The organism is Flavobacterium sp. (genome assembly GCF_965262375.1).
Lineage (GTDB): Bacteria > Bacteroidota > Bacteroidia > Flavobacteriales > Flavobacteriaceae > Flavobacterium.
On the sequence record NZ_OZ253527.1, the window covers coordinates 2751482 to 2765944 of the forward strand.

Annotated in this window: 12 protein-coding genes; 11 read left to right on the plus strand and 1 reads right to left on the minus strand. The window is 32.0% G+C overall.

Annotation, left to right across the window (positions count from 1 at the left end; translation table 11 throughout):
* Nucleotides 1–8 precede the first annotated feature (8 nt).
* Nucleotides 9–764 carry a 5'-nucleotidase C-terminal domain-containing protein gene (locus ACQY29_RS12565; protein ID WP_428225525.1) on the minus strand — a complete coding sequence of 252 codons (756 nt, stop codon included), beginning with the start codon at nt 762–764 and terminating at the stop codon, nt 9–11.
* Between the two features lie 100 nt (nt 765–864).
* On the opposite strand from ACQY29_RS12565, the gene ACQY29_RS12570 reads away from it, so the two are divergent.
* The 11 genes from ACQY29_RS12570 to ACQY29_RS12620 all read left to right on the plus strand — a co-directional run bounded on the left by ACQY29_RS12570 (nt 865) and on the right by ACQY29_RS12620 (nt 14441).
* The gene (locus ACQY29_RS12570) at nt 865–1383 is read left to right on the plus strand and encodes a DUF6913 domain-containing protein (protein ID WP_428225526.1); all 519 of its coding nucleotides are present in this window, start codon (nt 865–867) and stop codon (nt 1381–1383) included.
* Nucleotides 1384–1385: 2 nt separating this feature from the next.
* On the plus strand, nt 1386–2267 hold the full coding sequence (gene dapA / locus ACQY29_RS12575; RefSeq protein ID WP_428225527.1) for a 4-hydroxy-tetrahydrodipicolinate synthase: 882 nt from the start codon (nt 1386–1388) through the stop codon (nt 2265–2267).
* 104 nt (nt 2268–2371) lie between these two features.
* The gene (locus ACQY29_RS12580) at nt 2372–3166 is read left to right on the plus strand and encodes an outer membrane protein assembly factor BamD (protein ID WP_428225528.1); all 795 of its coding nucleotides are present in this window, start codon (nt 2372–2374) and stop codon (nt 3164–3166) included.
* 9 nt (nt 3167–3175) lie between these two features.
* Nucleotides 3176–3490 carry a DNA-directed RNA polymerase subunit omega gene (locus ACQY29_RS12585; RefSeq protein WP_428225529.1) on the plus strand — a complete coding sequence of 105 codons (315 nt, stop codon included), beginning with the start codon at nt 3176–3178 and terminating at the stop codon, nt 3488–3490.
* A gap of 11 nt (nt 3491–3501) precedes the next feature.
* Nucleotides 3502–4734, plus strand: a complete 1233-nt coding sequence (gene coaBC, locus ACQY29_RS12590) for a bifunctional phosphopantothenoylcysteine decarboxylase/phosphopantothenate--cysteine ligase CoaBC (RefSeq protein WP_428225530.1) — start codon at nt 3502–3504, stop codon at nt 4732–4734.
* Nucleotides 4727–5614 (plus strand): DUF4835 family protein, encoded by an 888-nt coding sequence (locus ACQY29_RS12595; protein ID WP_428225531.1) that lies wholly within the window; start codon nt 4727–4729, stop codon nt 5612–5614. Before coaBC ends, ACQY29_RS12595 begins: the two co-directional genes overlap by 8 nt.
* A 9-nt stretch (nt 5615–5623) precedes the next feature.
* Complete coding sequence (recN, locus tag ACQY29_RS12600; protein WP_428225532.1) at nt 5624–7276, plus strand: DNA repair protein RecN; 1653 nt, start codon at nt 5624–5626, stop codon at nt 7274–7276.
* Between the two features lie 45 nt (nt 7277–7321).
* Complete coding sequence (gene fabV, locus ACQY29_RS12605; protein ID WP_428225533.1) at nt 7322–8512, plus strand: enoyl-ACP reductase FabV; 1191 nt, start codon at nt 7322–7324, stop codon at nt 8510–8512.
* Between the two features lie 649 nt (nt 8513–9161).
* The gene (locus tag ACQY29_RS12610; RefSeq protein ID WP_428225534.1) at nt 9162–9410 is read left to right on the plus strand and encodes a hypothetical protein; all 249 of its coding nucleotides are present in this window, start codon (nt 9162–9164) and stop codon (nt 9408–9410) included.
* Entirely contained in the window at nt 9407–11827 is a 2421-nt protein-coding gene (locus tag ACQY29_RS12615; RefSeq protein ID WP_428225535.1) for a TonB-dependent receptor domain-containing protein, read from the plus strand. The genes ACQY29_RS12610 and ACQY29_RS12615 overlap by 4 nt, the downstream gene beginning before the upstream one ends.
* 166 nt (nt 11828–11993) lie before the next feature.
* Entirely contained in the window at nt 11994–14441 is a 2448-nt protein-coding gene (locus tag ACQY29_RS12620; RefSeq protein ID WP_428225536.1) for a TonB-dependent receptor domain-containing protein, read from the plus strand.
* The last annotated feature ends 22 nt before the right edge of the window (nt 14442–14463 follow it).

Sequence of the window (14463 nt, forward strand, 5' to 3'; positions counted from 1 at the left end):
CTTTATCTTTATTCTTTAACAACTTTAACTGCTTGTGGTACGGTAACCATTTCCACATCTATAAAATAATCAATTAACATATCTCTAAGTTTATAATCTAAAACAAACTTCTTACTCGCTTTTAGAAAAAAGTCCATTTTATCACCTCCATTAGCCAAATAATCGTTTGTAGCTATGTAATACGTTTTTTCCAAATCTAAATCAGCCGAGCCAATTTTTATATTTTTAGGCTTATTCTCGGCATCAATAACAAAGGTCATACCACCTATTGGGTGTCGTTTTTTTTCTTTAATAAAATAATTTACAAAATCTAAAATAATTTGACCTTTTACTTCTAACACTACAGCTGAGTTTTCAAAAGGCATAATTTCAAAAGCATTGCGAGTAGTAACTTTACCTATGGGTAAAATAGCTCTAATTCCACCATGATTAAAAACAGAAATATCGGCCGTTAACTTTTCACGTTGCATCAAAACTTTATTTGATTTATCTAAGATAATTTGAGCAAATAAATCACCAATATTACTTTGGTAATTTGAAGCACCTCTAGACTTATCTAACACCATAGGATTATAAGCTAAAACCTTATTTAACTCTTTATTAATCTTAGCACTATAAGGCGAAACAAGCCTTTCAATTTTTGCAACTACTCCTACTGTGGAGTCAACTTTAATTTGTTTTCCATGAATTTCCGTTACCACATTTTGTGCATTTGTAGTAACACTAATAGTCAATAACGTTAAAATTAAACCAAAATGTTTCATTTATTCCTTCTCTTTTTTATACTTTTACCTTGCAATAATTGTGCAAAATAAATTTTGTTAACATTAATCGTTTCAAAAGAAACAAGGCGACAAAAGTAATATGTTTATAAAGTATTTAAAAGAATTCTCTCTTAAAAAATTATTAAAAACTACTTTAAAACCGGTAATTACATCAAATTTAGCAAATAAGATACAAAAAGTTGGAATTCTAATCGATGAAAGTTACTTTTTTCACAAAAATGAACTCATCAATGAACTCCTTAACCAAGGTTTTAAACGCGATAACATCAGCATTTTAGTTTTTAATGACAAAATGAATAAAAATAACGTTTCAGAAACTCCTACTTTCAGTCATAAAGACATGAACTGGAAAGGAGATTTCTCTAAACAGTCTATTACTGATTTTATTAACACTCCATTTGACTTATTAATAAGTTATTACGATATGGAGAAAACACCATTATTATTAATTACTCACCATTCAAAAGCTTTATTTAAAGTAGGTTTTTCAACGATCGACAAAAGATTACATCATTTAATGATTAATACCAATGCCGAAAACTATAAAGTATTTGTTGAAGAACTAACTCGATATTTAAAAATTTTAAACAAAATTTAATCATGCAAGCATTCATAGGCACAGGTGTAGCACTAGTAACACCTTTCAAAAAAGATTATTCAGTAGATGTTGACGCTTTAAAACGAATTGTAAATCATGTAATTGAAGGAGGCGTAGAATACCTAGTTGTGTTAGGTACTACAGCAGAATCCGCAACTTTATCAAATGAAGAAAAAGAATTAGTAATTGAAACCATTGTTTCAGCAAATGCAGGCAGACTGCCTTTAGTACTAGGTGTAGGTGGCAACAACACCATGAAAATTGTGGAAGAACTTAAAACCAAAGACCTTTCTGCATTTCAAGCAATATTATCTGTTTCTCCCTACTATAACAAACCTACACAAGAAGGTATTTTTCAACATTTCAAACTGGTTGCAGAAGCTTCGCCACTGCCAATAATTTTATACAATGTTCCTGGAAGAACTGCTAGCAATATGCTTCCTGAAACCGTAATTCGTATTGCTAAGGAATGCCAAAACGTAATAGGAATCAAAGAAGCAGCAGGAGATATTGTACAAGCAATGAAGTTAATTCAACACAAACCTAAAGATTTTTTAGTAATCTCAGGTGATGATATGATTACGCTTCCTATGGTATTAGCCGGTGGTGCAGGTGTAATTTCGGTTATCGGCGAAGGTTTCCCTAAAGAATTCTCTCAAATGGTACGTTTAGGATTAGACCGAAAAGTAGACGAAGCTTATGCTTTACACTATAAATTAATGGATAGTATTGACATGATATTCGAACAAGGAAATCCGGGAGGTATTAAAGAAGTATTCTATTCTTTAGGTTTGTCTGAAAAAACCTTACGTTTACCTTTAGTGAATGTAAATGACGATTTAGCTAAACGTTTAGATACTTTTACAAAAGAAATATCTAATTAGCAGAAAAATAAAGTTTTGAAGTAAAAAATTAATATATAACTTTGCATCCTTGTTTTTGCTTGATAAAAAACAAGCTAAAACATAAAATATCGCTAAAGAAGTTTATGAATAAATTTATAAATGGATTTCTAATAGCTGTTTTATTCACTTCTTGTAGTGAATACCAAAAAGCATTAAAATCTGAAGATCCAGCTGTAAAATTGATTGCAGCCACACACAAATACGACAAACAAAAGTACAACAAAGCCATTAGGCTTTTTGAACAAATTGCTCCCGCCTATCGAGGCAAATCGGATGCAGAAGACATGTTTTATAAATATGCGCAGTCATACTATAAAACAGAACAGTTTTATTTGGCTAGCTATCAATTTGAAAGTTTTAATGCTTTATACCCTAAAAGTAAATTTGCAGAGGAAGCAGCTTTTTTAGGCGCTAAATCAACCTCAGAATTATCGCCAGTCTATTCCTTAGACCAAGGAGATACAGAAAAGGCTATTGATAAGTTACAAAATTTTATCAATAGATACCCAAATTCTGCTTATTTACCAGAAGCAAACAAAATAATGGCTGGATTGCAGTATAAATTAGAGAAAAAATCGTTTGAAATTGCAAAACAATTCAATACTATTTCTGATTACAAAGCAGCAATAAAAGCATTTGAAAACTTTATAGTAGATTATCCAGGGACTACTTTTAAGGAAAAAGCATTATTTTATAAATTTGATTCAACGTATCAACTAGCTATAAACAGTATCCATAACAAAATGCAAGAGCGTTTAAATGATGCCAAAACGGCTTACAATGCTTTAATGAAATTTAAAGCAGATACAGAATACAAAAAACAAGCCGACCAAATATTGGTTCGTATCGAGAAAGATTTACAACAATTTCAAAAATAGGATATTAGGATGGATTTAAAGAAAACAACAGCTCCAGTAAACACAGTTACTTACAATAAAAACAAAATTGAAGAATCAACTGGAAATATCTATGAGGCTATTACTATTATGGCTAGAAGAGCTAACCAAATTAATTCTGAAATCAAAAAAGAGTTGATCGAAAAGTTAGAAGAATTTGCTACTTATAATGATAGTTTAGAAGAAATTTTTGAAAACAAAGAACAAATTGAAGTTTCAAAATTCTATGAGCGTTTACCTAAACCACACGCTTTAGCAGTACAAGAATGGTTAGAAGGAAAAATTTATCATAAAAACAACAAATAAAAAAGCATTACATGTCGGTATTAAGTGGTAAAAAAATTATACTAGGTGTAACTGGTGGAATTGCCGCTTATAAAACGGCAAATTTAGTAAGACTTTTTATAAAAGCAGGTGCCCAGGTTCAAGTAATCATGACACCTGCTTCTGTTGATTTTGTTACTCCGCTAACTTTATCAACACTTTCTAAAAACCCCGTTTACATTAATTTTTTTAATGATGAGCTCAGTACAACTTCAACTGAAACATCAAAAACGGCATTATGGAATAACCATGTAGAAATGGGACTTTGGGCCGATTTTATGGTTATTGCTCCTGCTACTGCCAATACCATGTCTAAAATGGTAAATGGCAACTGCGACAATCTTCTTTTAGCCACATATCTTTCAGCAAAATGTCCTGTTTATTTTGCACCTGCTATGGATTTAGATATGTACAAACACCCCTCTACCCTAAACAGCTTTGAAGCGTTGAAAAAGTTTGGAAACATCATGATCCCTGCTGAATCAGGGGAACTAGCAAGCGGTTTATCGGGTGAAGGACGAATGGCAGAACCAGAAAACATACTGTCTTTTATTGAAAAAGATATAACTTCTAAACTCCCGCTAAAAAACAAAAAAATATTAATCACTGCAGGTCCAACTTACGAAGCCATTGACCCTGTTCGCTTTATAGGTAATCATTCGACTGGAAAAATGGGATATGACATTGCTGATGCCGCTGCTAATTTAGGCGCAGAAGTAATTTTAGTCTCTGGCCCTTCGCATCTAAAACCTAAAAATCCACTTGTCAATGTCGTACGAGTTACTTCAGCTGCTCAAATGCACGAAGCTTGTCATAACTATTTTAACAATGTAGATGTTGCCATAGCTGCAGCCGCAGTTGCGGATTATAAACCAAAAAATGTAGCTTCTCAAAAAATAAAAAAGAATGATTCAGCGTTTACTATTGAATTAGAGAAAACTACTGATATTTTAGCTTCGTTAGGAGAAGTAAAGAAAAATCAATTTCTGATAGGATTTGCTTTAGAAACTGAAAATGAAATTGAACATGCGAAACAAAAAATTCAGAAAAAAAACTTAGATTTGATAGTGCTCAACTCTTTAAATGACGAAGGGGCTGGTTTTGGAAAACCAACCAACAAAGTAACTTTTATTTCAAAGAACTTTACCATTGAACCTCAACCCCTTAAATCTAAAGAAGAAGTAGCAAAAGATATTATAAATAAAATTGTAGAACATTATGCGTAAACTGCTAATAGCTTTCTTTTTTCTATGCTTCTCTAACCTACAAGCACAGGAATTAAATTGTACAGTCGAATTTAATACCAGTCAAGTTGCGGCTACGAATCAGCAAATTTTTAAAACTTTAAAAAAATCACTTACCGAGTTTATCAATAACACTAAATGGACCGATAAAGTTTTTAAAAATAATGAAAAAATAAATTGCTCCCTGTTTTTCAATATCACTAGTTTTGACAATGTCAATCAGTTTACAGGTAGTTTGCAAGTTACTGCTACGCGTCCTGTGTATAACTCGACTTACACTACTCCTATTTTTAACTTTAACGACAAAGAACTAAGTTTTACATACAACGAGTTTCAAAACCTGGTATACACCCCTAATAGTTACGAATCTAACCTAATTTCTATAGTTGCTTTTTATGCAAATATGATTATAGGAATTGACGCCGACACATTTGCCCTTGAAGGTGGAACAAAAGCTTTTGAAACTGCATCTACTATAGTAGCACAGGCTCAAGCATCTCAAGAATCCGCTTGGAATGCGACTGGAAAAAATAACAGATACTACCTTGTTAATGATATTTTAACCAACACCTATGCTCCATTTCGTAAAGCACTTTATGAATACCATATTGAAGCATTGGATAAAATGGCTGAAAACCAAAAAAAAGCAAAAGAAAACATACAAAAAGCTATTTTTAACTTAAAAGACGTAGCGGCTGTTAGACCTAATGCTTACTTAACCCGTGTATTTTTTGATACTAAGGTTGATGAAATTTTAAGCATCTATAGCGAAGGCCCTAAATTTGATGTAAATCAATTAGTTGAAACTTTAAACCGATTATCTCCAACAAATTCTAATAAATGGAGTCAAATTAGTTTTTAAATTTGCCTCATGTTAATACAACTTTCTATTAAAAACTTTGCCCTTATTGAACATTTGGAAATGAATTTTTCCGATAGTTTTTCAATTATTACTGGTGAAACTGGTGCAGGTAAATCTATTTTACTTGGTGCACTTGGACTCGTTTTAGGCAACAGAGCTGATTTAAGCTCATTAAAAGACAAAGAACAAAAATGTGTTATTGAAGCACATTTCAATATTGGTAATTATAATCTGAATGCTTTTTTTGATGAAAATGATTTAGATTATGAAGCACTCACTATTATTCGAAGAGAAATTTTACCTTCTGGAAAATCAAGAGCTTTTGTAAACGATAGCCCTGTCAATTTAACCGAATTACAAGCTTTAGGCGAGTTTCTAATTGACATACACTCGCAACATCAAACTAGAGAACTAACTGAGGAAACTTTTCAAATAAACTTGTTAGACGCAGTAGCGAACAATCATGACTTACTAGCTAGTTATACGTCAAACTTAAAGATTTACAAAGCGGCACAAACGAAACTAAAAAAACTTTTAGCTGACAAAGAAACGCTTTCGAAAGAATCTGACTATACTTCTTTTTTACTTCAGGAACTCGAATCAGCAAACCTAAAAGTTGGGGAACAAGCTGAGCTTGAAACAGCGTTTGAAATGCTGAATAATGTTGAACTAATTAAAGAAAACTTAGTCAAAGCAGTAACGTTATCTAATGAAGAGCAAATTGGTGTAATTTCGCAATTGAAAGAAATTAAAACGGCACTACAAAAAGTAAGCACTCTTTCAACGGAATACCATCAACTTTTTGAAAGAATCTCAAGTGTTTTAATCGAATTTGACGATATTGTTTCGGATCTAGAAAATCAAACCGAAAAACTAATTAACGACCCCGAAAAACTAGAATTAATCAATCAGAAGTTACAATTAATTTATAATCTTCAAAAAAAGCATAATGTAGCTACCGTTGAAGAATTATTAGCCATAAAAGAGGCTTTAACTTCTAAAGTCATAATAGCTGACGGTTTAGATACTCAAATTTCAGATTTAGAAAACACTTTAAATATTCAAAAAAATATATTGGATGATTTAGCCTCAAAAATCACTCAAAACAGAAAAGAAGCTTCCCCTATTTTTCTAGATCAAATAACGGCAATTTTAGCCGAACTAGGAATGGCCAATGCTCGATTTGAATTTGACATAAAACCAACCTCAAATTATTTAACAAATGGCAAAGATGAAGTTCAATTGTTATTTTCTGCTAATAAAGGTACTGATTTTGGGTTACTAAAGAAAGTAGCATCTGGAGGAGAAATGTCAAGAATAATGCTAGCTGTTAAAGCAGTTCTCGCTAACTATTCAAAACTTCCATCCATTATTTTTGATGAGATTGACACAGGAGTCTCAGGAGAAGTGGCTCAAAAAATGGCAAATATCATGAAAATAATGAGTAAAAAGATGCAAGTATTTGCTATTACTCATTTACCTCAAATTGCTTCAAAAGGGGATCAACATTACAAAGTTTTCAAGTCTGATCGAGAGGAAGTAACCGTATCTGAATTAAAATTATTAACAACAGAGGAACGTATCATCGAAATTGCCGAAATGCTATCGGGCAAAAACATTTCCGACTCGGCTATTGCCCATGCAAAAGCCTTGCTTAACTAAATTTTTAAATTAAATTTGCTAACCAAACTTTATTAAAATAAGATTATGATTATAGAACCTAGAATGAGAGGCTTTATATGCTTAACTGCCCACCCTGAAGGTTGTGCGCAAAGTGTAAAAAATCAAATCAATTATGTTACTTCAAAAGGAAAAATAAACAGTCCAAAAAGAGTATTAGTTGTAGGAGCATCAACAGGTTTTGGTCTTGCATCAAGAATTACTGCAGCTTTTGGTAACGATGCGGCTACTATAGGTGTTTTCTTCGAAAAAGAACCTGCTGAAGGCAAAACAGCTACACCCGGATGGTACAACTCGGCAGCCTTTGAACAAGAAGCAAAGAAAGCTGGCTTATACGCAAAAAGTATTAATGGAGATGCATTTTCAAAAGAAATAAAACAACAAACTATTGACATGATCAAGGCAGATTTAGGTCAAGTTGATTTAGTTGTTTACAGTTTAGCATCACCAGTACGCATGCATCCTGAAACAGGGGTTTTACATCGTTCAAGTTTAAAACCCATTGGTCAAGTTTTTAGTGATAAAACCGTTGATTTCCATACTGGAAAAGTATCAGAAGTTTCTATACAACCTGCTGAACAAGAAGACATCGACAACACAGTAGTGGTTATGGGCGGTGAAGATTGGATGATGTGGATGGAAGCTATGAAAGCAGCTGGGGTGTTAGCAGAGGGTGCACAAACTGTGGCTTACTCGTATATTGGCCCTGAAGTTACAGAAGCTGTATACCGCAAAGGAACCATAGGTCGTGCCAAAGATCATTTAGAAGCTACAGCATTTGAAATTACTGAAAAATTGTCTGACCTTAATGGAAAAGCATACGTTTCTGTTAATAAAGCATTAGTAACTCAAGCTAGTTCTGCCATTCCTGTAATTCCACTTTACATTTCTTTATTATACAAAACAATGAAAGAAAAAGGATTACATGAAGGTTGTATTGAACAAATGCAAAGATTATTTGCTGATCGATTATTCAACGGTACCGAAGTTCCTGTGGATGAAAAAGGAAGAATTCGCGTAGATGATTGGGAAATGCGAGTTGACGTACAAGATAATGTAAAAGCATTATGGGCAAAAGCCGATACAGATACTTTGACCGAAATAGGTGACCTAGCGGGTTATAAAAATGATTTCTTAAACCTATTTGGTTTTGGATTCGAAGGTGTTGACTACCTAGCTGACACCAATGAAATGGTTCAAATTGAAAGTATTAAATAATTTACAAAAAAGAACTGACTAGTTAAAGATTTCTAAAAAAAAGTCTTTTAGAGATAAAGAATTAATCACTCAACATAAGGAGTAGAAAAAACATTTTCTGCTCCTTTTTTTTATATTTTCAGTTATCATTTTACATTATAAAAAGTCCTTATACTTCGCTAGGAATCCTAAAAGACAAACACAATGATCAAAAATCTACTTTTAATCATCTAACCAGAGTTCATAAAAACCACTTATTAAAGAGATTTTCACAGAATTACCAAGCTTCATTAAAAGATAAAAGAGCTTTAAATCAACACTCAAGCTACTACGCTGTTCATTTAAAAAGAATCAGTTAAAATTCTCTAATCAGTAACATATTAAAGTCGCAGAACATTAAAAAACATGCTTTCAAGTACATTTTTTTTGAAGATGGAAGTACAAAATTTTACTCCTAATAATAAAATTCAATTGCGTTATACCTGATTTTTTATAAGAATTTAAGTTTTTCTACAGAAACTAATTGCAAAATAAAAACGGTTAAAAAAGATGTTTAAAAACTTATAGGTGTATTTTTATTCACTAGAAATCAAATCATTAAAACTAAACTAAGTCTTTAAACAATCTGAGTTCATTTTTTTTATCTAAATCTTGTAACAAAAATATTTTTTTGTCGTCCTATATACAGCATAACAAAATATTAATCAAAAAACAGTACTTTGTATTGCATAGTATTGTTTTTTATTATACATTTGTCTCATCATCATCAATCATCAATCATCAATCATCAATCATCAATCATCAATCATCAATCATCAATCATCAATCATCAATCATCAATCATCAATCATCAATCATCAATCATCAATCATCAATCATCAATCATCAATCATCAATCATCAATCATCAATCAAAATGAAAAAAAGAACACTTTTAGCTTGCATGATACTTGGAATTTCAAGTATGCAAGCGCAGACAGCTGCCCCCACTTCAGTAATAGCATCTATAAATATAAATGCTAACGGAACCTTATCAGGAAAAGTAATTGACAAAAAAGACAGCCAACCCTTACCTTTTGCATCGGTTACTATTAAGGAAGATGGTAAAGTAATTTCTGGTGGGATTACTAAAGAAAATGGTGTATTCACAGTAAACAATTTGCCCTTAAAAAAACTTACCGTTGAAGTAATTTTTATGGGATATAAAAAATATGAAACACAAGTTATCCTTACTAACGACGAAAAAAATGCAAATTTAAAAACGATTGTTCTTGAAAGTGAATCTAAACAACTCAATGAGGTTAGTATCGTTAAAGAAAAATCAAGTATTGAACAAAAAGTAGATAAAAAAGTAATTACTGTTGGTAAGGATCTTATTGCATCCGGTGCATCAGCAGCTGATTTGATGAATAATATCCCTACGGTAAATGTTGATTTGCAAAACAACACAGTTAGTTTGCGTGGTAACCAGAATGTAAGAGTTTTTATAGATGGAAAGCCTTCAAATTTAACTCCTATTCAAGTTTTACAACAAATTCCATCGACTTCAATAAAACAAATTGAGTTAATTACAAATCCATCTGCAAAATACAATCCAGAAGGTATGAGCGGTATTATAAATATCGTTTTAAACAAAAATGCTAATATGGGCTTTAATGGAAACCTAAACACAGGTTTAGTTTTTGGTATTACCCCAAAATTCAATGGCTCTTTAGACTTGAATTACAAATTTGATAAATTCAATTTTTACAGTACTTATTCCATGAATCATGGCAAAAGAATCAACTCTGGTCGTATAACATGGGACAATTACGAGCCAACCAAGCAAGATTACAATTTGACCTTCGACATCGAAAACATGAATCGTGAGCATTTTGGAAAAATTGGCACTGATTATTATATCAATGATAAAAATACACTCTCATTTTACACCATTCAAAACTTTAACAAACCTGATGTTTTGTTTACTAATGGCAAAATATATGCAGATCCTAACCTAACCAGTGAACTACAAATTCAAGACGTTGAAGGATCTGAAAAAAACCAGACGTACAATTTAGCTTTCAAACATAAATTTGACAAAGAAGGTAAAACACTTGATTTTGAATTTAATTTAAATCAAACCAAGGAACCAGAATTAGCCTTGATAAAGGATGGAAATTTAAACTTAAAACAAAAAAACAATGTTACAAAAGACGGAAATAATTTTATAGCAAATATAGACTATGCTACCCCTATCAATGCTACAACTAAAATTGAGTTAGGACTCGAAAGCCGTTTTGATGGCACAACAAACACTTTTGATGTAAATGAATCACCTGATGCTGATTTTAATTTCAAGAGAAACATACAATCAGCTTACGGTACGTATAGCAAAGAGTTTGGAAAATGGAGTACCCAACTAGGAGTACGCTTAGAAAGTTACACTGTAAATGGAACCTTCAAAAAAGTAGGATTTAATGACGAAACATTTAAAGACTATATTTTTACCGCATATCCATCTGCTTTTATAGCTTATAACCCAACGGACAACAATAGTTTTACGCTAAATTACTCAAGAAGAGTTGACAGACCTAATATGGATCAGGTTAACAAGATTAGAAAATGGACAGGTTTGACTGTCGAACAAATGGGTAATTCAGAATTAAAACCACAATTCACCAATTCAATTGAAGCCAATTACACCCGAAAAATTAAAATAGGGTCTCTAACAGCAGCATCTTTTGTCAGATTTATTAACAATGAAATTGATCAGGTTTTAACCTCTAACCCATATGATCCTAACAAACAATTAATGACATTTAAAAATTTCAACAACAATACAGAATACGGAATTGAATTTTCAGGTGACTTAAATTTGAAAAAATGGTGGAATTTTAATTTTGGTTTAGATTCTTATTTTAACAAAAATACAGGAGTTATTGAAAAAAGAGATGGTATTTTATATCAAGAGGTCGTAAATAACCAGCTTTTCAATGCTCGCATGAACCACAGTTTCAAACTAAACAAGGATTTCCGTTTAATATGGTTTACCATGTACAATGCAGGGCAAAACGGTTTACAATTTTCTAACAAAGATATGTGGAAAACAGATTTAGCGGCGCGATTAAATGTATTACAAGGAAAAGGATCCTTAAGCATCCGCTTCAATGACATTTTCAAAACCATGAAAGCCCGTTTTTATAGTACTGAACCCGCAGCAATTAATGGAAATTTTCAATGGGAAAGTCAAACTGTAAATCTTAATTTCAGCTATCGCTTCGGTAGTGGAAAAAATAGAGCTTTAGATAGAAAACAAAGAGAACAAAACGAATCCAGAGGTGGAGGAATGTTTTAAGAAATTTTGATTGTTTTATTGTATTAGATTGAAAACGCTTCAGCACCGCTGAGGCGTTTTTTTTGTTAAACATTTCTTAAATACTGTAACTTCTCAATCAAAATAAGTACTTATGTTCTAAAAATAGAAGTCTAGTAAGACTTAAACAAGCACTAACACCCTTTTTATGAAATCAAAATTTTTTCTTTTAAGCTGGTTACTAATTAGTTTTACCAGTTTATTTGCACAAACGGCAGCTCCTACCCCGCTCCCCACAAGTAGCGGAAGCGTAAATGGAAAGATCGTTGACAAAACTACGGGAACTCCCATACCGTACGCAACTGTATCAGTAAAAGATGGCATTAAAATTATTACTGGTGGTATAACCAAAGATAACGGTATATTTAACATCGATAAATTACCTCTAAAAAACCTAACTATAGAAATCCAATATATAGGTTACAAAAAATATGAAGCACCCATCACTTTATCCGAAGAGAACAAAAACCTGAATCTTAAAACAATTCTCTTAGAGGAAAATGCAAAACAGTTAAACGAAGTTTCTATAGTAAAAGAAAGATCTACTATTGAACAAAAAATAGATCGAAAAGTGGTAAATGTAGGAAAAGATTTAGTTGCTTCAGGAACTACAGCTTTTGACATGCTTAACAATATCCCATCCATAAGCATTGACCCGCAAAACAAAGAAATTAGTTTGAGAGGCAATTCAAATGTTAAAGTATTAATTGACGGAAAACCATCTAATATCGAAATAGGTCAGTTATTACAACAAATTCCATCTGCTTCAATTAAACAAGTGGAACTAATTACTAATCCTTCCGCTAAATATAACCCAGAGGGAATGAGTGGTTTAATTAACATTATACTTCATAAAAATGCAAACACAGGATTTAACGGGAGTATTAACACGGGAGTAACTTTTGGGATAACTCCAAAAACAAACACCGCTTTAAACTTAAACTACAAAGTTGGAAAAGTAAATTTATATACTAATTACGGATTCAACCATGGAATTAACGCAAACCATGGGGATATGTTATCAGAAAATCCTACAAAAGAGAATCAACAATTATTTGCTTTCAGAAATCTAGGAAATTCGCATGCAATCAAAATTGGTATGGATTATTACATCAACGATAAAAACACTTTGTCTGTTTATACGAATCAAAACCTAAATAATTTAAATGGCGATACTAAAACAGAAGTGTATTATACCAATCCCGTAATCAATTCAAACACCATACAAAATTCAACAAATCATAATGATTCTAAAAATCAAACTTATGATTTAGCATTTAAACATGATTTTACGAAAAAAGGAGAAAATCTTGAATTTCAAGCAAATTATTCCAAAACTAAGGACACTGAAAACACGCAATTTGAAAACTTAAGATTCAATCCTGCAAGCAGTTTCTACAGATCAAATGCTATTATCAATAACACCGATTATGGTCAATTAAACCTAGACTATACGAATCCTTTGACTGAGAAAACAAAACTTGAAACTGGTTTTGAATCTCGATTACAACAAACCAAAAACAATTTTGATAATTTAGCTATAGGTGAAAACATATACAGCAATTTTGATTTTACCAGAAACATACATGCAGTATATGCTAATTACAGTACTAAATGGAAAAAGTGGAGCGCTCAATTAGGTTTACGTGTGGAATCGTATGACATAAAAGGAACTTTTGCTACTTACAATTCAAAAACTTTAAAAAATGAATTGCAAACAGTAAACGATAATATTTTCACAACATATCCATCAGCATTTTTAAATTATACGCCTAACGAAAAAAACTCTTTCAACTTTAATTATTCAAGAAGAGTAGACAGACCAAGTATAGGACAATTAAACCCAATACGTCAATGGTCTACCCCGTTAATGGAAATGAAAGGTAATCCTGGATTAATCCCACAATTCACAAACTCACTTGAGGCTAACTATACCCGTACTACAAAAATGGGTAGCCTTACATTCGGTACTTTTTTCCGTTTTATAAATGATGAAATATCTCGAATTTCAAACATTGACCCTAATAATATTGAAAGAAGAATTTTATCGTTCGGAAATTTCAAAGACAATAAATCTTATGGAATTGAAGCTTCCGCTAACTTAAAATTCACAAAATGGTGGGCTGCAAACATAGCTGCTGATAATTATTTCAAAACAGTTCGCGGTACAGTTCAAAACGGGGTAACCGGATTAGACGAAAATAAAGAAGTAGATGTAAGCATTTTCAACGCACGCATTAGTAACACATTTACCGCTTCTAAAGTATTACGTTTCCAATTGTTTAGCATGTATAGAGGTAAAGATATTAGTTTACAAGGCGAACGTATGCCTATGTATCGAACAGATTTAGGTGCTAATTATACCATTTTAAAAGGAAAAGGAACGGTAACTTTACGATATAATGATATTTTTAACAATATGCATTTTTCGTTTGATGCAAAAGTGCCTTACCATCAAACAGGTTCATTCTATTGGGAAAGCCGCACTTTTTATGCTGGATTAAATTATAATTTCGGTGGTGGAAAAAACCGAGCTTTACAACGCAAACAACGCGATGCTAATGAATCGCAAAACTCCGGAGGAGGTTTATTTTAAATAATCACAAACGGCTTTCAAA

Bases quoted from the DNA above. Each gene is read 5' to 3' on its own strand.
- ACQY29_RS12570 (WP_428225526.1), top strand. From the start codon at position 865: ATGTTTATAAAGTATTTAAAAGAATTCTCTCTTAAAAAATTATTAAAA.
- ACQY29_RS12580 (WP_428225528.1), top strand. From the start codon at position 2,372: ATGAATAAATTTATAAATGGATTTCTAATAGCTGTTTTATTCACTTCT.
- coaBC (WP_428225530.1), top strand. From the start codon at position 3,502: ATGTCGGTATTAAGTGGTAAAAAAATTATACTAGGTGTAACTGGTGGA.
- ACQY29_RS12585 (WP_428225529.1), top strand. From the start codon at position 3,176: ATGGATTTAAAGAAAACAACAGCTCCAGTAAACACAGTTACTTACAAT.
- ACQY29_RS12615 (WP_428225535.1), top strand. From the start codon at position 9,407: ATGAAAAAAAGAACACTTTTAGCTTGCATGATACTTGGAATTTCAAGT.
- ACQY29_RS12595 (WP_428225531.1), top strand. From the start codon at position 4,727: ATGCGTAAACTGCTAATAGCTTTCTTTTTTCTATGCTTCTCTAACCTA.
- dapA (WP_428225527.1), top strand. From the start codon at position 1,386: ATGCAAGCATTCATAGGCACAGGTGTAGCACTAGTAACACCTTTCAAA.
- fabV (WP_428225533.1), top strand. From the start codon at position 7,322: ATGATTATAGAACCTAGAATGAGAGGCTTTATATGCTTAACTGCCCAC.
- ACQY29_RS12620 (WP_428225536.1), top strand. From the start codon at position 11,994: ATGAAATCAAAATTTTTTCTTTTAAGCTGGTTACTAATTAGTTTTACC.
- recN (WP_428225532.1), top strand. From the start codon at position 5,624: ATGTTAATACAACTTTCTATTAAAAACTTTGCCCTTATTGAACATTTG.
- ACQY29_RS12565 (WP_428225525.1), bottom strand. From the start codon at position 764: ATGAAACATTTTGGTTTAATTTTAACGTTATTGACTATTAGTGTTACT.